Raw genomic sequence first — 24,520 nt, 5'->3', positions numbered from 1 at the left:
ACCCTACGCGATTGCTTCGCTGAGGAGCCCGGCGACAAATTCACTCATACCAATCGCGCGCGAACGCTTCAGGCGTTCGGCGGTGAGGATCGCGCGGACCGATTCATAGGCAGCACCGAGATCGTCATTGATGATGACGTAGTCGTAGACGCTCCAACGAGCGATCTCGTCGCGGGCGTTGTCGAGTCGCTTGGCGATGACCTCAGGCGCATCCTCGGCGCGACGCACGAGCCGAGAGCGCAGTTCCGCCATGGACGGCGGCAGGATGAAGATGGCGACGACATCCTCGCGCGCCTTTTCGAGGATCTGCTGCGTGCCCTGATAGTCGATGTCGAAGAGCACATCGCGGCCGGCCTTCAGCGCATCCTCGACGGGCTTGCGCGGGGTCCCGTAGCCATTGCCATGGACCTCGGCCCATTCGAGCAGATCATCGCGCTCGCGCAACGTCTCGAAGGCAGGGCGGTCGATGAAGTGATAATGGACGCCATGAATCTCGGAGGGGCGCTTGAGCCGGGTCGTGACCGAGACCGATAGATCGAGATTGGTTTCCTTCTGCGACAGCGTTCGCGTCAGGGTCGATTTGCCCGCTCCCGAGGGAGAGGACAGGATCAACATCAGGCCACGACGGGCCGGGCGCACCAGATCGGCCATCAGCCGTCACTCCACATTCTGAACCTGTTCGCGCATCTGGTCGACGACCGTCCGCAGCTCGAGCCCGATGCGCGACAACCCGGCATCACCGGCCTTGGCGCAAAGCGTCGAGGATTCTCGCCCGAATTCCTGCGCAAGAAAGTCGAGCTTCCGGCCGATCGGCCCGCCCTGATCGAACAAGCCCCGCAACGCGGCAACATGAGCATGCAGCCGGTCGATCTCCTCGCGGATATCGGCTTTGACCGCTAGCAGCGCGGCCTCCTGATGCAGGCGCTGCGGATCGAGTGCCGGGCTGGCATCGAGCAGGGCCTGCACCTGCGTCGCGAGCCGTGCGCGGATCGCTTCCACACTCCGCCCGGGATGCTGCTCCGCCTCATCGGTCAGACGGCCAATGCTGGCAAGGTGGCCTGTGAGAACGGATTCAAGCGCTCTCCCCTCGGCGGAGCGCGCCTCCTTGAGACCCAGGACCACCGCGTCCAGGCCAGCAAGCAAGGGGGCCTCGAGCTGCGCCAGGATATCCTCGTCCTCGTCGGCAATCTCGACCACGCCGCGAATCCCAAGCAGCGCGTCAAAGGACGCCGGACGGATGCTGTCGGAGGCGGGCAGCCTCGCGACGGATTCCAGCAGGCCCGCAAGCACCGCCTCGTTGATACGAGGCTTCGCCGGCCGGGCATCGCTGTTGATCGAGAGATTCACGTGCAATGTACCGCGAGAAAAGGCGGCGCCGAGGCGCTTGCGCGCCGCCTCGGCCAGGGCTTCGAACCCGGAAGGTACCCGGACGCGCACATCGAGGCCGCGCGCATTGACACTGCGGATTTCCCATGCCCAGGCATGAAGACCTGCGGTGCCGGCTGCGCGGGCAAAGCCGGTCATGCTCTCGATCGCCATGGACGCTGAAACTCCCCCCGACGGCTCACCGTGCGATCACAATGCGCAGGATCACCGCTCGACGCTGTATCTGATGCGGCGGGACCGTAGTGAGGCGAAACACCGCTCGCAAGTCGCGCTGCACACATAGAAGCGCGAAGATGGGGAGAAATCGGGCGTGACTGCCCATACTCGCCAGAGCCGCTCAGGGGCGCAGTGCTGGAACCTGCTTCGACGAGTTGAGATCGTAGCTTCGGTTCAGCAGCGGATCGCGGTTCGTCCCTTCCGACGCATCGAAGGCGCGCGCGCGCGTTCCCGCCGGACCATCCGCCGACGCACGCCGGCTGCCCCCCACCGTCTCGCTGTCCCCGGACGTCGCATCGGCCGCTCGCGAGGCCCCAGGCGCTTCGGTGCGATTATCCGGCGAGGGCGGCGGTTCCACCTTGTCGACATTCGAATCCGGCGAGGGCTTGCCAGCCTCGCGCCGCTGCGACTCGACCTGCCGCCAGCGGGCGACATTGCGGTTATGCTGCTCCAAGGTCTCGGCGAAGGCGTGCCCACCACTGCCATCAGCCACGAAGTAGAGCTCCTTGGTCCTGGAATGGTTGACCACGGCCTCCATTGCGGCACGGCCCGGGTTGGCGATCGGGCCCGGCGGCAGTCCGTCGATGACATAGGTATTGTAGGGCGTCGCCTGGGTAATCTCGTTACGCTGGATCGCGCGGCCGAGCGTGCCCTTGCCGCCGACGAGCCCGTAGACGATCGTCGGGTCGGATTGCAGCTTCATCTTGCGGTTCAGACGGTTGATGAAGACACCGGCAACGCGCGGGCGCTCGTCGGCGCGGCCGGTTTCCTTCTCGACGATCGAAGCCAGGATCACCAACTCCTGCGGCGTCTTGATCGGCAGGTCGGCAGGGCGGCGACTCCAGACATCGTTGAGGATACGGCGTTGATCGCGCGTCATCCGGTCGACGATCGCCTGCCGTGTGAACCCGCGTGGAAACTTGAAAGTGTCGGGCAGGATGGTCCCCTCGCGAGGCACCTGAATGACGTCGCCCGTGAGGAGATCATTGTCGCGCAACCGCGCGATGATCTGTTCGCTGGTCAGACCTTCCGGCACGGTGATCGAATGCTCGACCGCCTTGCCCTCGGCAATGATGTCGAGAATGTCCTGCTGGCTGGCGCGAGCCTTGAACAGATACTCACCCGCCTTGAGCTTGGTCCAATTGCCGGAGATCAGCGCCGAAACCTTGAAGGTCCAGGGATGCTCGATCAATCCCTCGCGCTGAAGGAGCTCGGCAATTTCGGTGAGGCCGCTTTCTTTGGGAATGATCAGCACACGGTCGCTCGCGAGCGGCCCTGGCGCCTTACCCTGGCTGCCGACCACAGCGATTCCAGCACCGACGACGCCGGCCAAGACGAGCGCAGTCGTGAACAACCCGCTGAGCATGCCGATGAAGGGATTGCGCCTCCTGCGACGCGCCTTCGGCGGCGGAGCAGGCGGCGCCACCGGCTTCAACGCCTCGCTCGGGCTCTTCGGGGCGACGCGGGGCGAAGTGTTCACAGTGCTGGCGCTCGCGTTCTGGTGTCGTGAGGTTCGCCGCAATGCCCTGGCGATGCGACGCATTTCGAGCCTGCCCCGAAATCCGGTGACAGACTAGCAGAAATTATGGCGAAAGCGCGCTGAGCCTCATCGGCCGGTGCGTCAGTCGACGAAACGCCGGATCACCAGCGAGGCGTTCGTCCCGCCAAACCCGAAGGAATTGGAGAGAGCGATCTCGATGCTGCGCTTCTTCGCGACATTCGGCACCAGGTCCAGATCGGTCTCGACGGATGGGTTGTCGAGATTGATCGTCGGCGGTGCGATCTGGTCGCGAATCGCGAGGACCGTGAAGATCGCCTCGATCGCGCCTGCCGCGCCGAGCAGGTGTCCCGTCGCCGACTTGGTCGAGGACATGGCGGGCTTCCGCGGAGCGTTGGCGAGCAGCCGCTCGACTGCCCGCAGCTCGATTTCGTCGCCGAGCTGGGTCGAGGTGCCATGCGCGTTGATGTAGTCGAGATCACCCGCCGTGACCCCGGCACGATCGAGCGCCGCCGACATGCAACGATAGGCACCGTCGCCATCCTCGGCCGGCGAGGTGATATGATAAGCATCACCCGACATGCCGTACCCGACGATTTCGGCATAGATGCGCGCACCGCGCGCCTTGGCATGCTCGAGATCCTCGAGAACGACGACCCCTGCCCCCTCGCCCATGACGAAGCCGTCGCGATCCTTGTCATAGGGACGCGAGGCTTTCTCAGGCGTGTCGTTGAAGCCAGTGGACAGCGCGCGACACGCGCAGAACCCGGCAATGCCGATGCGGTTGATCGCCGATTCGGTGCCACCCGCGACCATCACCTTGGCATCGCCGAGAGCGATCATCCGCGAGGCATCGCCAATGGCATGAGCGCCGGTCGAGCAAGCCGTGACCACTGCGTGATTCGGCCCCTTGAGGCCGTGCGTGATCGAAACATAGCCGGCGGCGAGATTGCTCAACCGGCCGGGAATGAAGAAAGGCGAGAGGCGGCGCGGGCCGCGCTCCTTGAGCAGGATCGACGCTTCATAGATGCCGCCGAGCCCACCAATGCCGGACCCGATCGCGACACCGGTCGCGATCTGGTCCTCGTAGCTTTCGGGTTTCCACCCGGCATCATTGAGCGCCTGCGTCGCAGCCGCCATTGCGAAGACGATGAAATCATCGACCTTCCGCTGTTCCTTCGGCTCCATCCAATCGTCAGGATTGAAGGTGCCGTCGGAACCATCGCCGCGCGAAATATTGCAGGCGATCTGGGCGGGAAGGTCGCTCGCGTCGAAGCTCGTGATCGGACCGGCGCCGCTGGCGCCGGAGATCAGACGTGACCAGGTCGGCTCGACGCCGCATGCAAGCGGCGTCACCATGCCAAGCCCGGTCACCACGACACGTCGCATGGTGTAGCTGCGTGGGCTCATGATGCAGTAACGGCCAGAGGCCGATCAGGCGCTCTTCGAGAGGAACTTGACGGCGTCGCCGACCGTGACGATCGTCTCGGCAGCATCGTCCGGAATCTCGACGCCGAACTCTTCCTCGAAAGCCATCACGAGCTCGACCGTATCGAGGCTGTCGGCACCCAGATCTTCAATGAAGTTGGCGCCTTCGACGACCTTCTCGGGTTCGACGCCGAGATGCTCGATCACGATCTTCTTCACGCGCTCGGCGACATCGCTCATGGATCTTTTCCTCAAAGCTTGAAACGCATCGCTGGATCGCGATGCGTGTAGGGAACCGCTCCCGCCACCCGGCACCCCTTCCGGAATGCCGCCGGGGCGGAACTCTTAAGGCTGCACAAACGCAACAACAGGGTTCGCGTCAAGTCCCCCCGAGCACGCGCGCTGCAGCGCGACGGCGCTAGTTAACACACTCGTCGATAGCTGACGAGAGCCGCAAACCGATCTGGGAAGGTTACAAAGAACCTTCTCAAGACCTTCAAATCATTGCCATTCCACCGTTGACGTGAAGCGTCTGCCCGGTCACGTAAGCGGCCTCGTTGCTGGCGAGATAAGCGACAGCTGCAGCAACATCGTCACCCACACCCAATCGGCCCATCGGCACGTCGGCGAGGATGCCTTCGCGCTGCTTGTCGTTGAGCGCCTGCGTCATCGGCGACTCGATGAAGCCCGGTGCAACGACATTCACCGTGATGTTGCGGCTGGCGACTTCCGCCGCCAGCGCCTTGGACATCCCGATCAGCCCGGCTTTCGAGGCGGCGTAATTGCCCTGCCCGGGATTGCCGGTGACGCCGACGACCGAACCGATCGAAACGATGCGGCCATAGCGGCGGCGCATCATCGTCTTCACGGCCGCCCGCGACAGCCGGAATGCTGCGGTCAGATTGACGGCGATCACGCTGTCCCAGTCCTCGTCCTTGAGGCGGAGGAAAAGATTGTCGCGCGTCACGCCAGCATTGTTGACGAGGATATCGAGCCCCCCGAGCTTCTCCTCAGCAGTCGGGACGAGCGCCTCGACCGAATCCTTGTCCGACAGGTTGCAGGGCGCAATCACGACGCGCTCGCCAAACTCGGCTGCGAGAGCCTCGAGCGCCTCGACCCGCGTGCCGGACAGAGCGACGCTGGCACCGAGGCCGTGGAGCGTGCGGGCGATCGCGCCGCCCAGCCCTCCGGTCGCGCCGGTGACCAGGGCTTTCTTCCCCGTCAGGTCAAACATGCTGCCTCCTCTTTATATCGACCCGGCATCCTGCCGGCTCACCCGTTCTGGGCACTGTAATTGCGGATATCGTCGGCGGCGCCGAGCGAAACCGCACTCGTGCCGGCTGCGATACGCTTGACCAAGCCGGCCAGCACCTTACCGCTGCCTGCCTCGACGAAACGGGTCACGCCGGCATCGGCCATAGCCTGCACGCATTCGCGCCAGCGCACGGTTCCCGTCACCTGCGCCACCAGCGACGCGCGGATCGCATCCGGGTCGCTCAGCGGAGCAGCTCCGACATTGGCCATCACCGGAACAACCGGCGCCGCCAGAGCGACCCTTGCCAGGGCCTCGCGCATAGCATCGGCGGCAGGTTGCATCAGCGCGCAATGGAAGGGCGCTGATACCGGTAGTGGCAGGGCGCGCTTGACGCCGCGCTGCCCGGAGAGCGCAATAGCCCGCTCGATCGCCGCCTTGCTGCCGGAGAGAACGACCTGTCCGCCACCATTGTCATTGGCAGCTTCGCAGGCCTCGCCTTGCGCTGCATCCCTGGCAATCTCGCGCGCCTGTTCGAGCTCGACCCCGAGCAGTGCTGCCATCGCCCCCTCGCCTGCCGGCACAGCCTTCTGCATGGCGTCGCCGCGAATCCGCAACAAGCGCGCAGCATCCGCAATCGAGAAGCTGCCGGCAGCCGCCAGCGCAGAATACTCGCCGAGCGAGTGGCCGGCCACGAAGGCCGCATCGCGCTGCAGCGACAGGCCCGCCTCCGCCTCAAGGACGCGGATCACGGCAAGACTCACAGCCATCAGGGCAGGCTGAGCATTGGCGGTCAGCGTCAACTCCTCGGCAGGACCATCCCACATGATCGCCGAAAGCTTCTGCGACAGGGCGTCGTCGACCTCGGCAAAGACTGCCCTGGCCACCGGAAAGGCGTCGGCCAAGGTCTTGCCCATGCCGACGGCCTGAGAGCCCTGGCCGGGAAAGATGAACGCGGTTGTCATGCTGAGAAAATCCCGATGTTCATAAATTAGTCATCGCGACGGCGCTCTCACATTGCTTGGGAGGCCAAGTCAAGCTTTGCTGGCGAATTCGCGGCCACCTGTGCAGTGATTTGGCTTGCGGAAATGGCCACGACGCTGTATCAGCCGCCTCCTGTTTGTTCGGCCGGAGGCTGAACGGATGGCGGGCGCTTATCAAGCATCCGCAGGTTCGGCTCTCGAACCGCCATCCCGTGTCTCCGCCTTCGATGAAATCCTGTCGGGCCTTATCCAGGGCTCGGAGGGCTCCGCGCCGAGCGAAACAGGGTAAAACAAAGGAAGGCCATAATGGCATTGTACGAGCATGTGCTGCTCGCGCGGCAGGATGTCAGCGCGCAGCAAGTCGAAGCTCTTGTCGAACAGTTCAAGGGCATCATCGAGGCGAATGGCGGCTCGGTCACCAAGACCGAGTACTGGGGCGTGAAGTCGCTCGGGTATCGCATCCGCAAGAACCGCAAGGCTCATTACTCGCTGCTGAACATCGACGCTCCCTCCGCCGCCGTGCTGGAGATGGAGCGCCAGATGCGCATCAACGAAGACGTCCTGCGCTTCCTGACGATCCGCGTCGAGGAGCTCGAGGAAGGCCAGTCGGCCATGCTGCAGAAGCGCGATCGTGACGACCGCGGCGAGCGCGGCGGTGACCGCTTCGAGCGTGGCGGCGACCGTTTCGATCGCGGCCCGCGCCGTGACCGTCCGCGTCGCGAAGACGAGACCACCGAAACCACCGGCACGGAGGCCTAAGCCATGTCGACCGCTTCCGCCGGCGCCCGCCGCCCCTTCTTCCGCCGCCGCAAGTCCTGCCCGTTCTCGGGCGAAGGCGCTCCGAAGATCGACTACAAGGATGTGCGCCTGCTTTCGCGCTACATCTCCGAGCGCGGCAAGATCGTGCCGTCGCGTATCACGGCCGTTTCGGCCAAGAAGCAGCGTGAGCTCGCCCAGGCGATCAAGCGCGCCCGCTTCCTGGGCCTGCTGCCCTACGTCATCCGCTAAGCGGATTGCGACCCATCGCCGGTGCCTTGCACCGGCGATGGCCGAACCCCTAGTCGCCCAGCGGTGAAATCCCGCCGGGTATGTTGAGGCAAGATGCCTCTCACCCTGCCATTTTCGAGCAGCGGGACAGCAGGACGAAGAATGCTTCCGATCGTCGGCATCGGTGCGGGCCTTGTCTCGGCCCTTCTTTTCGCAGTGGTGATCACCGGATCGCCGCTGGCTATTCTGCTGTATTCCGCAGCCCCTCTTCCGATCTTCATCGCGGCACTCGGCTGGAATCATCGCGCCGGGCTTGTTGCGACCGCAGCCGGCGCGATCGCCGGCATGATCGCGCTCAGCTTTGCCGCCGGGCTGAATTATGCGCTGATCGTCGCGCTGCCAGCCTGGTGGATTGCCTACCTCGCGCTTCTTGCCCGTCATGACGGCACGGGCGGTGCCGAGTGGTATCCGCTCGGTCATCTTCTGGTCTGGATCGCCGCAATAGCCGCGCTGACAACCGTTGGCAGCGCTCTCGTGATGACCACGGACTACGACACCTATCGCACGGTGATCGCACGCGTCATCGAGAACCTGCTCTCCGAGATGGTGCGCAGCCGCCTCATCGCCTTGCCAGCAGATGTGAAGGTTTCCGAGCTTGCGCTGACGCTCGCGCCCGCGGTCCCCGTCGGGATCGGCGCGTCCTTCGTCACGACGATCGTCGCCAATCTCTGGCTTGCGGCCAAGGCAGTGCAGGTCTCCGGCCGGCTGCCGCGCCCGTGGCCTTTCATTCCGGCAACGACGGTTCCCCGCCAGGCGCTGATCCTGCTTGGCCTGGCAATGGCGATAGGCACGCTCGGCGGTTTCATCGGCGTCGCCGGAGCTGCGATGACCGGCGCACTCCTCGCTGCCTTCATGTTCAGCGGGCTGGCCACCATCCACGATCTGACGCGCGGCAAAGCCTGGCGCGGGCCGGCGCTGATCTCGGTCTATCTCGCGCTCGTCATCATGCAGGCCCTGCTGACACCGCTGCTGTCGCTTGCCGGCATCGTCGATTCTCTGCTGGGGCGCCGAAAGGCCCCACCCACCGTTCCACCCATGCCTAACGCCTGACATCAAACACAAGAAGGAGAAGACCAATGGAAGTGATCCTGCTCGAACGCGTCGCCAAGCTCGGCCAGATGGGCGAAGTCGTCCGCGTGCGTGACGGCTTCGGCCGTAATTTCCTGCTGCCCCGCGGCAAGGCGCTGCGCGCCACCGAAGAGAACAGGAAGCGCTTCGAGACGCAGCGCGCCCAGCTCGAGACCCGCAATCTCGAGCTCAAGAAGGAGGCCGATTCGGTCGCCGAGACGCTGAACGGCCACTCGGTCGTGATGCTGCGTCAGTCGGGCGAGTCCGGCGTGCTCTACGGTTCGGTCTCGACCCGCGACATCGCCGAGGCCCTGACCGCGGACGGCTTCAGCGTCGACCGTAGCCAGATCACCCTGAACGCGCCGATCAAGACGCTCGGTCTGCACACCGTTCCGGTCGTGCTGCATCCTGAGGTTTCGGTCACCGTCACCATCAACATCGCCCGTTCCGCTGAAGAGGCCGAGCGCCAGGTCCGCGGTGAGAACGTCACGGCTCGCGAGGAGTTCGATCTCGACGATCTCGGTCTCGAGGTCGGCGCGGCACTGGCCGAGGCCGGCGACAACGACGATCGCTGAGACGACCTCGTCTAACCATGAGTCAAGGGCGCCGTGGCAACACGGCGCCCTTTTCGTTGGAGGGGTGTGAAGATCGGGAGGAAGCCGCATTGCCTGCTGGCATCGGGCGTCAGGGTGCTAGAGTACATTTTATCCGACTCATCTCAGCCGAGCTTGCCCGCAGATCATGGCCACTGCCACCGCCCTCGTTGCCCGTCTCGACAGTCAAGAGGCGGAGTATCGCGTCCAGCCCCATAATATCGAGGCTGAGCAGGCGCTGCTGGGTGCAATCCTGGTCAATAACGACGCGTTCTACCGCGTCTCGGACTTCCTGCTGCAGGACCATTTCTTCGAGCCGATCCACCAGCGCATCTTCGAGTTGACCGCGAGTTTGATCCGAGCGGGCAAGATCGCGACGCCGATCACGTTGAAGACATTTCTCGCCGAGATCGATCTTGGCGGCATCACGGCCTCGCAATATCTCGCGCGCCTCGCGGCCGAGGCCACGACCATCATCAACGCGCAGGATTACGGGCGCACCATCTACGAACTCGCCATCCGGCGCCTGCTCATTGGCGTCGGTGAGGATCTGGTCAACGTCGCCTATGACGCACCGGTCGAGATGGCGCCTCGCGAGCAGATCGAGGAAGCCGAGCGTCGGCTCTATGAACTGGCCGAGAAGGGCCGCTACGAGGGCGGGTTCCAGAAATTCGATGGCGCGCTTCGCCTCGCGATCGACATGGCGGCGAGCGCCTACCAGCGCGCCGGCGGTCTCTCAGGCATCTCGTCCGGCCTCCGCGATCTCGACGCGCGCATGGGCGGCCTGCAGCGCTCGGACCTGATCGTGCTGGCCGGTCGCCCGGCCATGGGCAAGACCTCGCTTGCGACCAATATCGCGTTCAACATCGCCAAGGCCTGGCGCGGCGAGCGACAGGATGACGGTTCGCTCAAATCCGTCGACGGCGGTATCGTCGCCTTCTTCTCACTCGAAATGTCGGCCGACCAGCTCGCGACCCGTATCGTCGCCGAACAATCGGGCATCTCGTCATACAAGATCAGGCAGGGCCGCATCTCCGAAGGCGATTTCGCGCGGCTGGCCGATGTCGCAAACCAGATCGAGAAACTGCCGCTCTATATCGACCAGACCGGTGGCCTCTCGATCGCCCAGCTGATGGCGCGCGCGCGACGGCTGAAGCGCCAGAAGGGGCTCGATGCTCTCTTCATCGACTACCTCCAGCTGCTCTCGGGCTCGGCCAAGAAGGGCGAGAACCGCGTGCAGGAACTGACCGAGATCACGACCAGCCTGAAGGCGCTGGCCAAGGAACTCTCGGTACCGATCATCGCGCTCTCGCAGCTCTCGCGCCAGGTCGAGAACCGCGACGACAAGCGGCCCCAGCTCTCGGACCTGCGCGAATCGGGCTCGATCGAGCAGGACGCTGACGTCGTGATGTTCGTCTATCGCGAGGAATATTACCTCAAGGGCAAGGAACCGCGTGCCGGCACGCCGGAACATGCGACCTGGCTCAACGAGATGGAGGTGGCCCATGGTCTCGCCGAGTTGATCATCGGCAAACAGCGTCACGGCCCGACCGGCACCATCGCCCTGCAGTTCGATGCCGACGTCACACGCTTCTCCGACCGCGCCGAAGAAGCCCATTTGCCGGAACAGATATGACCGCCTTCGATACCCCGGATGCCGGCATGGCCGGCGCGACACTGACGATCGATCTCGGGGCGCTGGTAGCGAATTGGCGTGCGCTCGGACAGCGTGCCAGCGGGGCCGAGACCAGCGCCGTGGTCAAGGCCGACGCCTATGGCATCGGCATCGAGCCAGCGGTCACAGCTCTCGCCAAGGCCGGCTGCCGGACGTTCTTCGTCGCCCATCTGTCCGAGGGCATTCGGGCACGAGCCGTGGATCCGGACGCGGCGATCTATGTGCTGAACGGCCTCTTGCCGGAAACCTGCGGCCACTTTGCCCTGCACGGCCTGTCACCGGTGCTCGGTTCGCATGAAGAACTGCTCGAATGGGCCGCTTTCCGCCAGGGCGGAGCCGCGGTCAGGTCGGCGGCACTGCATGTCGACACCGCGATGAACCGGCTCGGGCTCTGGGCCGGCGAAGGCTTGAACCTCGCGCGTGAGCGCTCAGGCACGATCACGGCCGCAGGCATCGGTCTTGTGATGTCGCATTTCGCCTCATCCGAGGATGAGGCCGATCCAGCCAACGCGCGACAGGCCGCAGCCTTCGCCGATATTGCAGCCGCCTTCCCCGGCATTCCCGCCTCGCTGAAGAACTCTTCGGGTCATTTCCTCAAGGATGTCCCATCCTATCAGCTCACCCGGCCGGGCTACGCACTCTATGGCGGCAACCCGACGCCGAACCAGCCGAACCCGATGCAGCCTGTCATCGGGCTGGAGGCACGCATTCTCCAACTGCGCGAGGTCCAGGCCGGCACGCAGGTGGGCTATAACGGCCGCTGGACCGCACCGGGGCCGCGCAAGCTCGCCACGATCTGCCTCGGCTATGCCGATGGCTACCCGCGCAATGCGAGCTGGACGGATAGCAGCACCGGCGGTTCGGCGATCGTTGGCGGCGTTACCTGCCCCTTCGTCGGCACGGTTTCGATGGACCTGATCATCATCGATGTCACGGATGCGCCTGCCGCTGCCGCCGTGCGGGGCGCGCCGGTGACGCTGATCGGCGGGCCGCTCGACATCGAGACGGTGGGCGCTGGAGCCAAGACCATCGGCTACGAGATCCTGACCGGGCTGGGCGGGCGCTATGCGCGCCGCTATGTCGGGCTCTAGTGCCGAATGGCGAAACGCGGTCCAACCTATACCTGCCAAGCCTGCGGCGCAGTCTATCATCGCTGGCAGGGCAAATGCGACGCCTGCGGCACATGGTCGTCGCTCAGCGAGGAAGCGCAGGCTGCGCCGGTGCCGGGCGGACGCGGCTCGTCGAACGGCCGCGCGCGGGGCCGTGTCTTTGCGCTCGAGACGCTCAAAGGCGAGACACAGGATGCTCCCCGCATTGTCGCCGGCATCGGTGAGCTCGACCGCGTCACCGGTGGCGGTTTCGTGCCCGGCTCTGTGCTGTTGATCGGCGGCGATCCCGGCATCGGCAAATCGACCCTGCTGATGCAGGCTTGTGCGGCGCTCGCCAATGGCGGCCATCGCGTCGTCTATGTCTCGGGCGAAGAATCGACCGGGCAGGTCCGCCTGCGGGCCGAACGCATGGGCCTCGCCGATGCGCCGGTCGACCTCGCTGCAGAAACCAATGTCGAGGACATCGTCGCCACCCTCAATCAGGGTCAGCGTCCGGCCCTCGTCGTGATCGATTCGATCCAGACCATGTGGTCGGGCGAGGTTGAAAGCGCGCCGGGCACAGTGACGCAGGTACGAGGCTCGGCCCAGGCATTGATCCGCTATGCCAAGACCAGCGGCGCCTGCCTGATCCTCGTAGGCCATGTCACTAAGGACGGTCAGATCGCCGGGCCGCGTGTGGTCGAGCATATGGTCGACGCCGTTCTCTCCTTCGAGGGCGAAGGCGCACATGCCTTCCGCGTCCTGCGCGGGCAGAAGAACCGCTTCGGAGCAACTGACGAGATCGGCGTCTTCGAGATGACCGGCAAGGGATTGTCGGAAGTCACCAATCCATCGGCCCTTTTCCTGGCGGGCCGGGATCAGGCCGCCCCTGGGGCCGCGGTCTTCGCCGGAGTTGAGGGCACGCGGCCGGTGCTGGTCGAGATCCAGGCGCTGGTCTCGCCGACCTCACTTGGCACGCCGCGGCGCGCTGTCGTCGGCTGGGAGAACAGCCGTCTCGCGATGGTGCTTGCCGTGCTCGAAACCCATGGCGGCCTAAGGCTCGGCCAGCATGATGTCTATCTCAACGTAGCCGGCGGCCTGCGGGTCAACGAGCCGGCCGCGGATCTGGCGGTTGCCGCCTCGCTGATCTCCTCGCTGACCGGAGCGATTCTGCCGGCCGAAGGCGTTTATTTTGGCGAGATCGCACTGTCGGGGGCGATTCGTCCGGTTTCCGTCACGGCTGCCCGCTTGCGCGAGGCTGCCAAGCTCGGCTTCGAGGCTGCACTCTTTCCCGCAGGTGGAGCAGATTTCGGCGATGGCAGCGGGCTGGGACTGCGCCGTTTCGGGCATGTTGCGGAGCTCGTCGCCGATATCGCGGCTCGCGCTCCTCGCAGGGATGTGAAATGAACCGCCCCCAAGGGTGACGGAACCCCTTCGAACGCGTATAGCAAAATCGTTGCGGCCAGCCCATTTCTTGCGGGCCACCCCTAGATGCTAGAGAAGCGGCTTCCTACATGCCTGTCACAATCCTCGATCTCGTCGTCATCGGCGTGGTTCTGATCTCGGCGTTGCTGGCCGCTGTGCGCGGGCTGACACGAGAAGTGTTGGCTATCGCGTCCTGGGCGACGGCAGCTGTGGTGGCTTGGGTGTTTCATCCCCAGCTCCTGCCGCTGGCGCAGCAACATATCCCGAACCAGACCATCGCGTTGGTCGCCGTGATCGCGGCCCTGTTCCTGGTAACCTTGATCATCGTGTCGCTCGTGACTGCCCGGATTTCCGATTTCGTCCTCGACTCGCGTATCGGCGCGCTCGACCGGACGCTCGGCTTTGTCTTCGGCGCCGCCCGCGGGCTGCTGCTGGCGGTGATCGGTTACGTGTTCTTCACCGCGCTGATGGGCGACAAGAATCTCCCGACCTGGGCAAAGGACGCCAAGGCCAAGCCGATCCTCGAAGAGACCGGCCGCTCGCTTTTGACGATGCTGCCGCAGGACATCAATTCTGACTTCGTCAAGAAGCTGCTGAAGCCCAAGACCGGCGAAGAGCCCGCCGAGGCGCCGGCCGAGGAGCCGCGCCCACCGGCGAGCCCGACCGCTGACCCGCAGCGCCGCACTGAAGTGCCGAACGCCAACGACCGCCAGGCGCTACAGCGTGCGATCGAAGGCACCCGCCCGGGAACGCCTGCCCAAACTCGTCCGTAATTGGAGCGTAACGCAGCCGTGTTACAGCGTATGGAGCCCGTAATGACGTCTCAACCCGAGACCCACGACGCCTTCGATCCCTATGCCGACCGGCTGCGCGAGGAATGCGGCGTCTTCGGCATCTTCGGTCATGCCGATGCCGCCGCGCTGACCGCGCTCGGCCTGCATGCTCTCCAGCATCGTGGCCAGGAAGCGGCTGGTATCGTGACCTTCGACGGCAGGCGCTTCCATTCGGAGCGGCGTCTCGGCCTTGTCGGCGATGCGTTTTCGGAAGCCTCGGTCATCGACAATCTCCAGGGCGCGCAGGCGATCGGTCATGTGCGCTATTCGACAACGGGGGAAACGATCCTCCGAAACGTCCAGCCGCTCTTCGCCGAGCTGCATGGCGGCGGCTTTGCCGTTGCGCATAACGGCAACCTCACCAACGGCCTGACGCTGCGCCGCAACCTTGTCCGTGACGGTGCGATCTATCAGTCGACCTCCGATACGGAGGTGCTGCTCCATCTTGTCGCCCGCAGCCGCAAGACCCGCTTCATCGATCGTTTTGTCGATGCCATCCGCCAGATCGAGGGCGCTTATGCCTTCGTCGGCATCACCAACAAGAAGTTGATTGGCGCTCGCGATCCGTTGGGCATCCGCCCGCTCGTGCTCGGCGAGCTCGACGGGGCACCGATCCTGACCTCCGAGACCTGTGCGCTCGACATCATCGGCGCCAAGTTCGTCCGTGAGGTCGAGAACGGCGAAGTCGTCGTCATCTCCGAGGACGGCATCGAGAGCCACAAGCCCTTCCCGCCGGTTGCGGAACGCCCCTGCATCTTCGAGTATATCTACTTCGCCCGGCCGGACTCGATCGTGAAGGGCCAGAGCATCTATGAACGTCGCAAGCGCATGGGCGCGCAGCTGGCCTCGGAAGCGCCGGCAAATGCCGATGTGATCGTGCCCGTACCGGATTCGGGCGTGCCGGCGGCGCTGGGCTTTGCCCAGGCAAGCGGCGTTCCCTTCGAGCTCGGCATTATCCGCAACCATTATGTCGGGCGCACCTTCATCGAGCCGACCCAGAAGGTCCGCGAACTCGGCGTGCGGCTGAAGCATTCGGCCAACCGCAGCGTGGTCGAGGGCAAGAGTATCGTTCTGGTCGACGACTCGATCGTGCGCGGTACGACCTCGTTCAAGATCGTCAAGATGATGCGCGAGGCTGGAGCGCGCGAGGTGCATTTCCGCATCTCGTCGCCGCCGATCACCCATCCCGACTACTACGGCATCGACACGCCCGACCGCGAGAAGCTGCTGGCGGCAACGCATACCCTTGAGGAGATGCGCCAGTTCGTCGGCGCGGATTCGCTCGCCTTTCTCTCGGTCGACGGTCTTTACCGCGCCATGGGGCATGAACGGCGCGATCCCGCCCGGCCGCAATTCACCGACCATTGCTTCACCGGCGACTACCCGACCTCGCTGACCGACGTCATCGGCGAGAGCGCCAAGCAGGAATTGTCCCTCTTGGCCGAAGCCGGCTGATCACAAGAGTCTATGATGACCAAGCCTCTCGCAGGGCGCGTCGCGCTCGTCACTGGCGCGTCGCGCGGTATTGGCCGCGCCGCAGCCCTCGCCTTCGCCAATGCCGGCGCCCATGTCGTTGCTCTGGCGCGAACCTCCGGCGCGCTTGAAGAACTCGATGATGAGATTCAGGGCATTGGCGGCAGTGCGACGCTGGTTCCTGTCGACCTCGGCGATGCGGCTGCGATCGAGAAGCTTGGCCCCGCTCTGCTGCAGCGCTGGGGCAAACTCGACATCCTGCTCGCCAATGCCGGCATCCTCGGCCCCCTGACCCCGCTCACCCATGCCTCGCCGAAGGAATGGGCCAAGGTGTTCGAAACCAATGTCACGGCCAACTGGCGCCTGATCAAATCGGTCGAACCGGCCCTGCAGGCCTCGGATTCGGGCCGGGTCATCGTGATGTCGTCAGGTGCGGCGCATAAGTGCCTGGCCTATTGGGGCCCGTACTCGATCTCGAAGGCGGCCGTCGAGGCCATGGCGCGCACCTATGCAGCCGAGACCGTGACGACCCCGCTCAAGGTGATGATCGTCAACCCCGGCCCCCTGCGCACCCGCATGCGGGAAGAAGCGATGCCGGGCGAGGATCCGCTGACGCTGAAGACCCCGGAAGACCTCGCTCCGCATCTCGTACGCCTGGCCTCGCCCGATTGGGCGGAGACCGGCAAGATTTTCGATTTTCCGCAGGGCAAGGTACTGAGCCCGCAAATGCCGGCCTAAATTGGCGCGCGTCCTGGGGGGCGCAAAGTGGCGATCCCTCTCTTTAGGCAGCATCGGATTTTCCCCGAGAGGTGGATTCCACTTTTCGGTCTGATGCCCTGCTCGAGAGCAATCAGTCTCCCGCGCGCGGCGCCGCACGCGCCAGCGTGATCAGATCGGGGATGGTGAGGTTTGGCAGCGCCGCCATCTCGTCGAGCGTAAACCAGCGTATCTCGACATGCTCGTCGCAGAGGTTGACCGCGTCCCCGCCCGCCCAGGCATGCACGACGTAGATGTGGTGCAGCGCCTCGCCATTGCGCTCCGGAAAGCGCTCCGGCTCCGACAGCACCAGCTGATACCGTGTCGGGACAAGGCCAACTTCCTCACGGCATTCGCGCAGAAGCGCTTCCTGGAGGCCTTCCCCCGGTTCGACCCGGCCACCGATCGCATCCCAGTGATCGGCCCATGCGCGCTTCCAGGATGCCCTCAAGCCGAGCAGAACCTTGTTTTCCGGGCTGACGAACAGGGCGCTGACCGTCTCGAGCATCCGCCCCTCCATCTGGCCTACTCCGCCCGCAACCAGCGGAACAATGCGGCGTCGTCTCCGCTCTCCAGAGCAGTCGCGACCCGTCGACCGACCGCGGCGCCAAATTTGTAGCCATGCCCCGAACATGCGGAGACCGCGAGCGCCTTGCCAATCCGGCGCGCGAAGAATGTGCCATCCTCGGTGAAGGTATAGGCGCAGGTCGCGGTACGCTTGACGCGATACTCATCGAGCCGAGCGAGCGGCGGGGCAAAATAGTCGCGGGTCTGCTCGCCCTCCCCGGGACGAGGCTCGCGCTCCTCGTCGGGCTCTCTCGGGCGGCGATGGATTCCTGCGCCCAGCTTCAGTTCGGTCCCGTCCACCGGCGGCAGGATGTAACCGTGTCTGTCGCCACCGACGCTGACCATGGCAGGCGCACGCTGCCAGGCGTCACGGAGATCCCCGGGCGGATCGAGATAGACGACCGCAGTGCGGTAGGTCTTCAGCGCATCGCCGAGTTCCGGGAACAGGCGCAGCACCCAGGCCCCAGCCGTCACCACGACCTGGTCGGCAGCAATCCGCGCCCCATCGTCAAGGATGGCGACGCCGGCATCCGGCTCCACGGCAGAAACACGCGCATTGGCCTGAATCGCGACGCCGCGTTCCGCCAGAAGTCGGAGCAGATCCGCCGCAATCCGTGCCGGAAAGAGAGCGCCGCCGTCGGCACTGAAATAGGCGTAGCGGAGGCTTGCCGCATCGAGAAAGGGCCAGCGCGTCGCGGCTTCGGCAGGCGCATGCAGCGTATAAGGCTGTGACGTCCGGTCGAGCCCGTCGCGATACTGCTCGCCCTCGTCGCCCTCCTGCAGCGAGACGCCGAGAACGCCGCAATTGGCGAGGTGGGACCGGCCGAGATCAGCCCACATCTCGTCCCATGCCGCGAAGGCCTCCGGGATGGTGCGGGCATAGCCATCGGCACTGCCATAGGCGCGACGGATGATGCGATGCTGGTCGCCCGAGGCGGCGTAGGGATTGGGAATCACCGGCGCCTGCTCGAGCAGCGTTACGTCATGGCCACGTCCGCTGAGAGCCCAGGCCGTCGCAAGGCCGCCAATGCCCGCGCCGACGACGGTGACCTTCACTTGCGCTTGTTGCGATCGTAGGGATTGTCACCGCCGCGCGTATGCAGGCGGATCGGTGTGCCCGGCAGCTCGAATGCCTCGCGCAGATTGTTGACGAGATAGCGCGTATAGGACACCGGCAAATGGTCGAGCTGGTTGCCGAACAGCGCGAAAGTCGGCGGGCGCGCCTTTGCCTGCGTCATATAGCGGATCTTGATGCGGCGTCCGGCGACGGCCGGAGGCGGGTGAGCCGAGAGCACGCCTTCGAGCCAGCGGTTGATCCGCGCCGTGGAGACGCGGCGATTCCAGACGTCATAGCTGGCGAAGACAGCCTGCATCAGCCGGTCGATACCCTCGCCCGCCAGACCTGACAGCGGAACGATCTGCACGCCGCGCACCTGCGCCAGCAAATGGTTCGCCTTCTCCTTGAGCTCGGCCAGCAGGCCTTGCTTGTCGGCAACGAGATCCCACTTGTTCAGCCCGATGACAACCGACCGGCCTTCGCGCTCGGTCAGGTCGACCAGCGTCAGGTCCTGTTTCTCGAAGGGAATGGTCGAATCGAGCAGGACGACGACGACTTCGGCGAACCGAATGGCCCGAAGCGCATCGGCGACCGAGAGCTTTTCGAGCTTCTCCTCGATGCGGGCGCGCTTGCGCATGCCCGCCGTGTCGAAGAGCTTGACCGGGCGGCTGCGCCACTCCCAGTCAACCGAGATGGTGTCTCGGGTGATCCCGGCTTCCGGTCCCGTCAGCAGCCGGTCTTCGCCAATCATCCGGTTGACCAGCGTCGACTTGCCGGCATTGGGGCGGCCGATAATGGTGACGCGCAGCGGCTTGTTGGGGTCGCTGTCTTCATCGAGATCCGCGGCGGGAGCTTCGGCCCAGGCTTGATCGTCCTCGTCTTCGTCTGGCTCGTCGGCAATGAATGGCACGAGCGCTTCGAGCAGATCCGCGGTGCCTTCGCCATGTTCGGCCGAGAACGGAACGGGGTCGCCGAGCCCGAGCGCATAGGCCTCGAATGTGCCGTCCTTGCCCTTGTTCCCTTCCGCCTTGTTGGCGAGCAGGATCACAGGCTTTCCAGAACGGCGCACCAGATCCGCGAAGGGTTGGTCCATCGGCGTCAGGCCAAGCCGCGCATCGATCATGAAAAGGATCACGTCGGCCTGAGCGATCGCGGTCTCGGTCTGAGCGCGCATGCGGCCCGCAAGGGAGTCCTTGTCGGCCTCCTCGAGTCCGGCGGTATCGATGATGCGGAAGCGCAGATGGCCGAGTGAGGCATCACCTTCGCGCCGGTCGCGGGTCACGCCCGGCCGGTCATCGACCAGAGCGAGCTTCTTGCCCACGAGCCGGTTGAAGAGCGTCGATTTGCCGACATTCGGCCGGCCGATGATGGCGACGGTCGCGGTCATGGTGTTCAAATTCGTCCTGTTACGCGCCGGGATCGGCGCGTCGGGTCAATTCTTGGTCTCGACGGCGCCGCCGCGCACCAGCGCAAGATAGAGATCGGTACGCTGGCGCAGCACCTGCGGCGATTGCGGATCGGTCACGATGGCATCGAACCAGCGGCCGGCATCCTCGAACAGATTGGCCTTGAGGGCGGCAATGCCGAGAAACTCACGGGCCGAATGGCGCCAGACGCCCTGCGGAGACGCGAGCGGCTCAAGCGCGGCGCGGGTCTCGGCATAGGGCGCAAGATCGACGCGCAACATCCCGGCACGAAGCCGGGCAAGATCGCGATAGAGCTGATCGAGAGAGCTGTCATTCGCCAGTGCGTCGAAGGCCGTTGCGCCCGCGGCAGCGTCGCGCTTGCCGGTTTCGGCAGCCAGGCGGAACCGCGCGATCTGGCGGTATCCCACCGGCGCGTTGGCCGCGAGGTCAACGAGGATCGACTCCGCCTCGGCGCCGCGATTGTCGCGCGAAGCCCTCAGCGCCTCTTCCAGCCGCGCACCCACGGCCTGCGAAGCCTGCTGCTCGCGATACAGCCAGACCTGCCAGGCTGCGACGGCCACGACAGCAGCCACGGCCAAACCGATCAGCAGGTTGCCATATTTCTTCCAGAGCGCCGCCGCCTTGTCGCGCCGGACCTCCTCGTCGATCTCACGAAAAATATCGGCCATAGGGTGTCACAATCCTCTTCACCCTGCCGGGTAGCATTTTCGCTGGCCGATTGCGAGCCGGATCAAGCGTGGCGTGGCGTGGTGGGTTCAGCCCTGAACAGCAAACTGCCGTCACCATAGGAATAGAACCGATATTTCTCCGCGATCGCATGGGCATAGGCCTGTTTCATGAGGTCGAGCCCGCAGAAAGCCGAGACCAGCATGAACAGTGTCGAGCGCGGCAGGTGAAAGTTCGTCATCAGGATATCGACGGCCCGGAAGCGATAGCCTGGCGTGATGAAGATGGCCGTATCACCGGAGAATGGCGCGACGACCCCGTTCTCACCGGCAGCGCTCTCGAGCAGCCGCAGGGCCGTGGTCCCAACGGCAACGATGCGGCCTCCCCTTGCCTTGACCTGGTTCAGCGCTGCTGCGGTCTCAGTGCTCACGCTACCCCATTCGGCATGCATGCGGTGTTCGCGCGTATCCTCGGCCTTGACCGGGAGGAACGTGCCCGCGCCGACATGAAGCGTCACGAAATGGCGGGAAACGCCGTGCGCGTCGAGGGCTGCAAACAGCTCCGGCGTGAAGTGGAGACCGGCGGTCGGGGCGGCCACGGCTCCATCCATACGGGCGTGAACCGTCTGATAGTCGTGGGCATCGGCCAGATCGGTCGGCCGCTTGCCCGCGATATAGGGCGGGAGCGGCAACTCACCCAGCCGCGCGATCGCTTCATCGAGCACCGGACCGGACCAGGCAAAGCGCAACTCGACCTCGCCGCCCTCGCCCTTTCCGACGACCTCGGCATGCAGCGCGCCGAGCTCGCACGCATTCGATGCCGCATCCGAGCCGAACACGACCGTCTCGCCGAGAGCGAGCTTCTTGGCCGGCCTGGCAAACGCGAGCCATCGGTCGGATGCTTCGCGCTTGTGCAGCATGATCTCGACGCGCGCCGAGGCCTCTCCCCTGACGCGCCGGCCGTAGAGCCGGGACGGGATCACGCGCGTATCGTTGAGGACGAGCGCGTCGCCGGGTTGAAGCAGGCTGGCGAGTTCGCGAACGCCGCGATCCTCGAATGGTTCGGCTGCATCCGGCCGCACCACGAGCATCCGCGCAGCATCGCGTGGGCTGACGGGCCTCAGCGCGATACGTTCTTCCGGCAGGTCGAAGTCGAAAAGTTCGACATCCACGATCGAATCCGCCTCACAAAACTGCGAACCAGAACAAGATGAGCCCCCATCCGTCGGGACGCGCCTGCGGCGCTGCCGGGATGAGGGCTCATCTGAACTCAGGCCCCGTTCGAACGGGGCCCGTGGCGATATCAGGCCGCGTCGGCCATCACCTTCATCGAGACGATGGAGTCCGGCTCACGCACCGGCTCGCCCCGCTTGATGTTGTCGACATTCTCCATGCCTTCAACGACCTGCCCCCAGACCGTGTACTGCTTGTCGAGGAAGCGGGCGTCGTCGAAGACGATGAAGAACTGGCTGTTGGCCGAGTTCGGGTTCTGCGAACGGGCCATCGAGCAGATGCCCCGAACATGCGGCTCGGCGTTGAACTCGGCCTTCAGGTCCGGCAGGTCGGAGCCGCCGGTGCCGGTGCCATGCGGGCAGCCGACCTGCGCCATGAAGCCATCAATGACGCGGTGGAAGACGATGCCGTCATAGAAGCCCTGGCGCGCCAGCGTCTTCAGGCGCTCGACATGGGCAGGGGCGAGGTCGGGGCGCAGCTTGATGACAACGCGGCCCTTTGTGGTTTCCATGACGAGGGTGTTCTCGGGATCGAGCGACATCAGATCGGCCTTTCATTGGACGGCGCACGGCCGTGGAAGCGAATGGTGAAGGGTCGCCCCGCGATACTCGCTCCGAAGCGCGGCGACAACCTCACAGGTGCGCAGTTTCGGATGGCGTCGATCACGGAGGCGGTGAACCGTTCCCGCAGATCGGGGTCGGTGCGGCGCGTTTCCCAGGTGACGCGCGGCTGGCCAAAGATGGTGCCGTCGCGCCGCAGGCTGAAGCGGACAGTCGCCATGGCGCTGTCGCTGGAGCCGGTCATCGCAGGCGGATTCCAGCAGCGTCGAAACGCTGGACCGAGCTCCGAAACGCGATCGACGGCGTCGCCTTCAAAGCTCCGCGTCACTGGCGAGACCGAACCGCTCAGCCCCGAATCGACAGGAGGCGGCAGGCTTGGAATGGCGCGGCGTGGCGCGTGTTCCCCGAACGGCCCGCCGATCCCCGGCAGGTAGCGCTGCCCCGTCGGTGGGGGCAGCACGGGATTCTGCGAGCCGGAAGGCGGAGGCAGAACCGGGTTCTGCGAGCCGGAGGGCGGTGGCAATCCCAGGTCGCGTGTGTCCTGTGCCGCGCCAGCGCCGACCATGACGATCGACAAGCCGGCGACGAACAGGGGCAGGACACGCGACATGCAGGTAGCCGCTCGTTGCTATTTCGCGTCGGACTGAAGACGCATGCGCACGATCTTGTCGGGGCCGCTGACCTGGCCATTATTGGCCGAGCTGCCCTTCTTGATCTTGCGCGCCACATCCATGCCGGACACTACTTCGCCGAACAGCGTGTACTGCCCCGTCAGCGAACCGCAGCCTTCGTAGCAGATGAAGAACTGGGAATTGGCGGAATCGGGCGAGGCGGAACGCGCCATGCCGACCGAGCCGACCTTGTAGGGCGTGGGGCTGAATTCAGCCGGGAGATTAGGCAGGTCTGACTTGCCCGTGCCGGTGCCGGTGGGGTCGCCGGTCTGGGCCATGAAGCCGTCGATGACGCGATGGAAGACGATACCATCATAGAAGCCACGCTTGGTCAGCGCCTTGATCTGCTCGACATGCTTGGGCGCCAGATCGGGACGAAGACGAATCGTGATGTTGCCGTCCTTGGTCTCGAGCACGACCGTATTGTTGGGATCGGAGGCCGGCGCTTGCGCCTGAGCGCAGCCAAGCGACGCAGCAAGGGCGAGAATGGCGAGAGAACTGCGCAGCATGTGAAGCATCTCCGTCGTTGCCGGAGGATCCGGCCGATCATCACCGGCGTCGTAACGGCATCCTTTGACGGGAACAAGGCGTTGAGCCGCCACATCTGGAGCATGCTGCACTGCACAAGAGCAAACTTCATTTAACTTGCAAAAAGATCAGGCTAGCGCTGCCTAAATGGGTGACAGCCCTGTCACAATCGGATACTCATCTGGCGCTGGGCTCGCTCGGGGAAACCTTGAGCGCCGCGGACCAGGTCTCGGGAGGAACAAACGCCCGCCTAGTATATGAGTCGCACGCAACCAGATGTGCGCCGTTACTGCGGAAAAAACAGACTCCAGGGCAAGGCTTCGGCCTTGCCCTTTGTTTTTGGCGTTACCGTCCGCGGCCGATCAAAGATCGTAGGCCGACCAGATATACCAGACGAACACGAAGATGATTCCGGCCAGGATCGTTGTGATCAGCGCCTTCTTGGCGAGGCCCGGAAGCACGGGCGCGCCTGGCTCGGTGCCCTGAACGACCTCCCCGTCCTCCGCCTGACTGCGGACCCCGAACGGCAGGGTCACGAACAGAACCGTCCACCAGATCACGAAATAAACGGCGAGACCGCCAGCAATGGTCATGGCCTGATCCTTTCTCGGGCGGAGGCGGTCATCTCATGGCAAGCCAGCGGGATTGCGGCAAGGCTCCTCGCTGCCGCAGCCCCTCGCAATCCACGCGAAAGCCTATCCGACCAAGGCGACGCAGGAGAATGCGACGCGCGCTTCCGTGGGCACGCCGAAGCGCGCGGTATGGCGCGCCGGCAGGCCGCCGGGGAAATGCTTCACATATTCAGCATTGCAGGCGACGTAGTCGGATGGGTCGGTGATCAGCATCGTCATCTGCACGACACGGTCGAGGCTGCTGCCCGCTTCCGTCAGAATCTCGCTGATCCGCCCCAGCGCATTGCGAACCTCATCGACCGGTGTCGCACCGCGGTGGATGCCGTTCGCAGGATCATGCGGAGCCGAATGTCCGGAGACAAAGATAAGCCCCGCTGCCCGCGGCGCCGCACTGAACGGGCGTGGCGAGCCCGCTTCGGGCTCACCGAAGAACTCGATCATCAATCGTCTCCCGCTTGT

At 64.8% G+C, this 24,520-nt stretch carries 28 protein-coding genes; 11 read left to right on the top strand and 17 right to left on the bottom strand.

What is annotated here, in order from left to right; genetic code table 11:
* Positions 1–3: 3 nt before the first annotated feature.
* From gmk to mltG, 3 genes are all read right to left on the bottom strand, one after another.
* Entirely contained in the window at positions 4–651 is a 648-nt protein-coding gene (gene gmk / locus AC1DW9_RS17095) for a guanylate kinase (protein ID WP_476775412.1), read from the bottom strand.
* 6 nt (positions 652–657) lie between these two features.
* Positions 658–1,539 carry a YicC/YloC family endoribonuclease gene (locus tag AC1DW9_RS17090; protein WP_441491846.1) on the bottom strand — a complete coding sequence of 294 codons (882 nt, stop codon included), beginning with the start codon at positions 1,537–1,539 and terminating at the stop codon, positions 658–660.
* A 184-nt stretch (positions 1,540–1,723) separates the two neighbouring features.
* On the bottom strand, positions 1,724–2,956 hold the full coding sequence (gene mltG / locus AC1DW9_RS17085; RefSeq protein WP_441505521.1) for an endolytic transglycosylase MltG: 1,233 nt from the start codon (positions 2,954–2,956) through the stop codon (positions 1,724–1,726).
* On the opposite strand from mltG, the gene AC1DW9_RS17080 reads away from it, so the two are divergent.
* On the top strand, positions 2,949–3,179 hold the full coding sequence (locus AC1DW9_RS17080) for a hypothetical protein (protein WP_476775413.1): 231 nt from the start codon (positions 2,949–2,951) through the stop codon (positions 3,177–3,179). The genes mltG and AC1DW9_RS17080 overlap by 8 nt on opposite strands.
* Positions 3,180–3,223: 44 nt before the next feature.
* Here AC1DW9_RS17080 and fabF read toward each other — a convergent pair whose 3' ends face one another.
* From fabF to fabD, 4 genes are all read right to left on the bottom strand, one after another.
* A complete protein-coding gene (fabF, locus tag AC1DW9_RS17075; RefSeq protein ID WP_441491919.1) occupies positions 3,224–4,489 on the bottom strand; it encodes a beta-ketoacyl-ACP synthase II in 1,266 nt (421 codons plus the stop codon).
* Positions 4,490–4,534: 45 nt separating this feature from the next.
* The gene (locus AC1DW9_RS17070; protein ID WP_043236751.1) at positions 4,535–4,768 is read right to left on the bottom strand and encodes an acyl carrier protein; all 234 of its coding nucleotides are present in this window, start codon (positions 4,766–4,768) and stop codon (positions 4,535–4,537) included.
* A 256-nt stretch (positions 4,769–5,024) separates the two neighbouring features.
* Entirely contained in the window at positions 5,025–5,762 is a 738-nt protein-coding gene (gene fabG / locus AC1DW9_RS17065) for a 3-oxoacyl-[acyl-carrier-protein] reductase (protein WP_476775414.1), read from the bottom strand.
* A 38-nt stretch (positions 5,763–5,800) separates the two neighbouring features.
* Positions 5,801–6,745 carry an ACP S-malonyltransferase gene (gene fabD, locus AC1DW9_RS17060; protein WP_441505520.1) on the bottom strand — a complete coding sequence of 315 codons (945 nt, stop codon included), beginning with the start codon at positions 6,743–6,745 and terminating at the stop codon, positions 5,801–5,803.
* A gap of 324 nt (positions 6,746–7,069) precedes the next feature.
* On the opposite strand from fabD, the gene rpsF reads away from it, so the two are divergent.
* The 10 genes from rpsF (at position 7,070) to AC1DW9_RS17010 (ending at position 16,703) form a co-directional block, all read left to right on the top strand.
* Positions 7,070–7,522: a 30S ribosomal protein S6 gene (rpsF, locus tag AC1DW9_RS17055; protein ID WP_113518472.1), complete on the top strand. Its 453-nt coding sequence runs from the start codon at positions 7,070–7,072 to the stop codon at positions 7,520–7,522.
* 3 nt (positions 7,523–7,525) lie between these two features.
* Positions 7,526–7,771, top strand: a complete 246-nt coding sequence (rpsR, locus tag AC1DW9_RS17050; RefSeq protein ID WP_038367644.1) for a 30S ribosomal protein S18 — start codon at positions 7,526–7,528, stop codon at positions 7,769–7,771.
* A gap of 141 nt (positions 7,772–7,912) precedes the next feature.
* Positions 7,913–8,860, top strand: a complete 948-nt coding sequence (locus tag AC1DW9_RS17045) for a DUF2232 domain-containing protein (protein WP_441505519.1) — start codon at positions 7,913–7,915, stop codon at positions 8,858–8,860.
* A 26-nt stretch (positions 8,861–8,886) separates the two neighbouring features.
* Entirely contained in the window at positions 8,887–9,453 is a 567-nt protein-coding gene (gene rplI / locus AC1DW9_RS17040; RefSeq protein WP_441491852.1) for a 50S ribosomal protein L9, read from the top strand.
* Between the two features lie 166 nt (positions 9,454–9,619).
* Positions 9,620–11,107, top strand: coding sequence for a replicative DNA helicase (locus AC1DW9_RS17035; protein WP_069880684.1), 1,488 nt, complete (start codon positions 9,620–9,622; stop codon positions 11,105–11,107).
* On the top strand, positions 11,104–12,237 hold the full coding sequence (alr, locus tag AC1DW9_RS17030; RefSeq protein ID WP_476770022.1) for an alanine racemase: 1,134 nt from the start codon (positions 11,104–11,106) through the stop codon (positions 12,235–12,237). Before AC1DW9_RS17035 ends, alr begins: the two co-directional genes overlap by 4 nt.
* A gap of 6 nt (positions 12,238–12,243) precedes the next feature.
* Positions 12,244–13,641, top strand: a complete 1,398-nt coding sequence (radA, locus tag AC1DW9_RS17025; RefSeq protein ID WP_441491854.1) for a DNA repair protein RadA — start codon at positions 12,244–12,246, stop codon at positions 13,639–13,641.
* A gap of 107 nt (positions 13,642–13,748) precedes the next feature.
* Complete coding sequence (locus AC1DW9_RS17020) at positions 13,749–14,432, top strand: CvpA family protein (protein WP_441505517.1); 684 nt, start codon at positions 13,749–13,751, stop codon at positions 14,430–14,432.
* A 42-nt stretch (positions 14,433–14,474) separates the two neighbouring features.
* The gene (gene purF / locus AC1DW9_RS17015) at positions 14,475–15,947 is read left to right on the top strand and encodes an amidophosphoribosyltransferase (RefSeq protein ID WP_476775416.1); all 1,473 of its coding nucleotides are present in this window, start codon (positions 14,475–14,477) and stop codon (positions 15,945–15,947) included.
* Positions 15,948–15,959: 12 nt separating this feature from the next.
* Positions 15,960–16,703, top strand: a complete 744-nt coding sequence (locus tag AC1DW9_RS17010) for an SDR family NAD(P)-dependent oxidoreductase (protein ID WP_441491857.1) — start codon at positions 15,960–15,962, stop codon at positions 16,701–16,703.
* A gap of 112 nt (positions 16,704–16,815) precedes the next feature.
* Here the strand turns inward: AC1DW9_RS17010 and AC1DW9_RS17005 are convergent, their stop codons facing one another.
* From AC1DW9_RS17005 to AC1DW9_RS16960, 10 genes are all read right to left on the bottom strand, one after another.
* Positions 16,816–17,229: an NUDIX hydrolase gene (locus AC1DW9_RS17005; protein WP_476770024.1), complete on the bottom strand. Its 414-nt coding sequence runs from the start codon at positions 17,227–17,229 to the stop codon at positions 16,816–16,818.
* Positions 17,230–17,246: 17 nt separating this feature from the next.
* Positions 17,247–18,344 carry an NAD(P)/FAD-dependent oxidoreductase gene (locus tag AC1DW9_RS17000; protein WP_476775417.1) on the bottom strand — a complete coding sequence of 366 codons (1,098 nt, stop codon included), beginning with the start codon at positions 18,342–18,344 and terminating at the stop codon, positions 17,247–17,249.
* On the bottom strand, positions 18,341–19,732 hold the full coding sequence (gene der, locus AC1DW9_RS16995) for a ribosome biogenesis GTPase Der (protein WP_441491860.1): 1,392 nt from the start codon (positions 19,730–19,732) through the stop codon (positions 18,341–18,343). Before der ends, AC1DW9_RS17000 begins: the two co-directional genes overlap by 4 nt.
* A 45-nt stretch (positions 19,733–19,777) precedes the next feature.
* Positions 19,778–20,440 (bottom strand): tetratricopeptide repeat protein, encoded by a 663-nt coding sequence (locus AC1DW9_RS16990; protein WP_476775418.1) that lies wholly within the window; start codon positions 20,438–20,440, stop codon positions 19,778–19,780.
* 62 nt (positions 20,441–20,502) lie between these two features.
* Positions 20,503–21,609 (bottom strand): tRNA preQ1(34) S-adenosylmethionine ribosyltransferase-isomerase QueA, encoded by a 1,107-nt coding sequence (gene queA, locus AC1DW9_RS16985; RefSeq protein ID WP_441505512.1) that lies wholly within the window; start codon positions 21,607–21,609, stop codon positions 20,503–20,505.
* 131 nt (positions 21,610–21,740) lie between these two features.
* On the bottom strand, positions 21,741–22,211 hold the full coding sequence (locus AC1DW9_RS16980) for a peptidylprolyl isomerase (RefSeq protein ID WP_441491863.1): 471 nt from the start codon (positions 22,209–22,211) through the stop codon (positions 21,741–21,743).
* Positions 22,211–22,840, bottom strand: coding sequence for a hypothetical protein (locus AC1DW9_RS16975; protein ID WP_441491864.1), 630 nt, complete (start codon positions 22,838–22,840; stop codon positions 22,211–22,213). Before AC1DW9_RS16975 ends, AC1DW9_RS16980 begins: the two co-directional genes overlap by 1 nt.
* Before the next feature lie 18 nt (positions 22,841–22,858).
* Entirely contained in the window at positions 22,859–23,410 is a 552-nt protein-coding gene (locus tag AC1DW9_RS16970; RefSeq protein WP_441491865.1) for a peptidylprolyl isomerase, read from the bottom strand.
* Between the two features lie 381 nt (positions 23,411–23,791).
* On the bottom strand, positions 23,792–24,022 hold the full coding sequence (locus AC1DW9_RS16965) for a DUF1467 family protein (RefSeq protein ID WP_069880671.1): 231 nt from the start codon (positions 24,020–24,022) through the stop codon (positions 23,792–23,794).
* Positions 24,023–24,124: 102 nt separating this feature from the next.
* Positions 24,125–24,502 carry a RidA family protein gene (locus AC1DW9_RS16960; RefSeq protein WP_476775419.1) on the bottom strand — a complete coding sequence of 126 codons (378 nt, stop codon included), beginning with the start codon at positions 24,500–24,502 and terminating at the stop codon, positions 24,125–24,127.
* Between the last annotated feature and the right edge of the window lie 18 nt (positions 24,503–24,520).

The sequence above is a fragment of the Allobosea sp. P4_E12 genome, assembly GCF_056401655.1.
Note: the sequence above shows the minus strand (reverse complement) of the source record. Positions and strands in the feature narration are given on the sequence as shown.

Coding starts and splice junctions, on each gene's coding strand:
- AC1DW9_RS17005 (WP_476770024.1), bottom strand. CDS start 17,229: ATGCTCGAGACGGTCAGCGCCCTGTTCGTCAGCCCGGAAAACAAGGTT.
- alr (WP_476770022.1), top strand. CDS start 11,104: ATGACCGCCTTCGATACCCCGGATGCCGGCATGGCCGGCGCGACACTG.
- purF (WP_476775416.1), top strand. CDS start 14,475: ATGACGTCTCAACCCGAGACCCACGACGCCTTCGATCCCTATGCCGAC.
- AC1DW9_RS17020 (WP_441505517.1), top strand. CDS start 13,749: ATGCCTGTCACAATCCTCGATCTCGTCGTCATCGGCGTGGTTCTGATC.
- AC1DW9_RS17070 (WP_043236751.1), bottom strand. CDS start 4,768: ATGAGCGATGTCGCCGAGCGCGTGAAGAAGATCGTGATCGAGCATCTC.
- rpsR (WP_038367644.1), top strand. CDS start 7,526: ATGTCGACCGCTTCCGCCGGCGCCCGCCGCCCCTTCTTCCGCCGCCGC.
- AC1DW9_RS17090 (WP_441491846.1), bottom strand. CDS start 1,539: ATGGCGATCGAGAGCATGACCGGCTTTGCCCGCGCAGCCGGCACCGCA.
- AC1DW9_RS16960 (WP_476775419.1), bottom strand. CDS start 24,502: ATGATCGAGTTCTTCGGTGAGCCCGAAGCGGGCTCGCCACGCCCGTTC.
- AC1DW9_RS16965 (WP_069880671.1), bottom strand. CDS start 24,022: ATGACCATTGCTGGCGGTCTCGCCGTTTATTTCGTGATCTGGTGGACG.
- radA (WP_441491854.1), top strand. CDS start 12,244: ATGGCGAAACGCGGTCCAACCTATACCTGCCAAGCCTGCGGCGCAGTC.
- fabF (WP_441491919.1), bottom strand. CDS start 4,489: ATGCGACGTGTCGTGGTGACCGGGCTTGGCATGGTGACGCCGCTTGCA.
- AC1DW9_RS16990 (WP_476775418.1), bottom strand. CDS start 20,440: ATGGCCGATATTTTTCGTGAGATCGACGAGGAGGTCCGGCGCGACAAG.
- fabD (WP_441505520.1), bottom strand. CDS start 6,745: ATGACAACCGCGTTCATCTTTCCCGGCCAGGGCTCTCAGGCCGTCGGC.
- rplI (WP_441491852.1), top strand. CDS start 8,887: ATGGAAGTGATCCTGCTCGAACGCGTCGCCAAGCTCGGCCAGATGGGC.
- AC1DW9_RS16970 (WP_441491865.1), bottom strand. CDS start 23,410: ATGCTGCGCAGTTCTCTCGCCATTCTCGCCCTTGCTGCGTCGCTTGGC.
- AC1DW9_RS17045 (WP_441505519.1), top strand. CDS start 7,913: ATGCTTCCGATCGTCGGCATCGGTGCGGGCCTTGTCTCGGCCCTTCTT.
- fabG (WP_476775414.1), bottom strand. CDS start 5,762: ATGTTTGACCTGACGGGGAAGAAAGCCCTGGTCACCGGCGCGACCGGA.
- AC1DW9_RS16975 (WP_441491864.1), bottom strand. CDS start 22,840: ATGTCGCGTGTCCTGCCCCTGTTCGTCGCCGGCTTGTCGATCGTCATG.
- AC1DW9_RS16980 (WP_441491863.1), bottom strand. CDS start 22,211: ATGTCGCTCGATCCCGAGAACACCCTCGTCATGGAAACCACAAAGGGC.
- AC1DW9_RS17035 (WP_069880684.1), top strand. CDS start 9,620: ATGGCCACTGCCACCGCCCTCGTTGCCCGTCTCGACAGTCAAGAGGCG.
- AC1DW9_RS17010 (WP_441491857.1), top strand. CDS start 15,960: ATGATGACCAAGCCTCTCGCAGGGCGCGTCGCGCTCGTCACTGGCGCG.
- rpsF (WP_113518472.1), top strand. CDS start 7,070: ATGGCATTGTACGAGCATGTGCTGCTCGCGCGGCAGGATGTCAGCGCG.
- der (WP_441491860.1), bottom strand. CDS start 19,732: ATGACCGCGACCGTCGCCATCATCGGCCGGCCGAATGTCGGCAAATCG.
- gmk (WP_476775412.1), bottom strand. CDS start 651: ATGGCCGATCTGGTGCGCCCGGCCCGTCGTGGCCTGATGTTGATCCTG.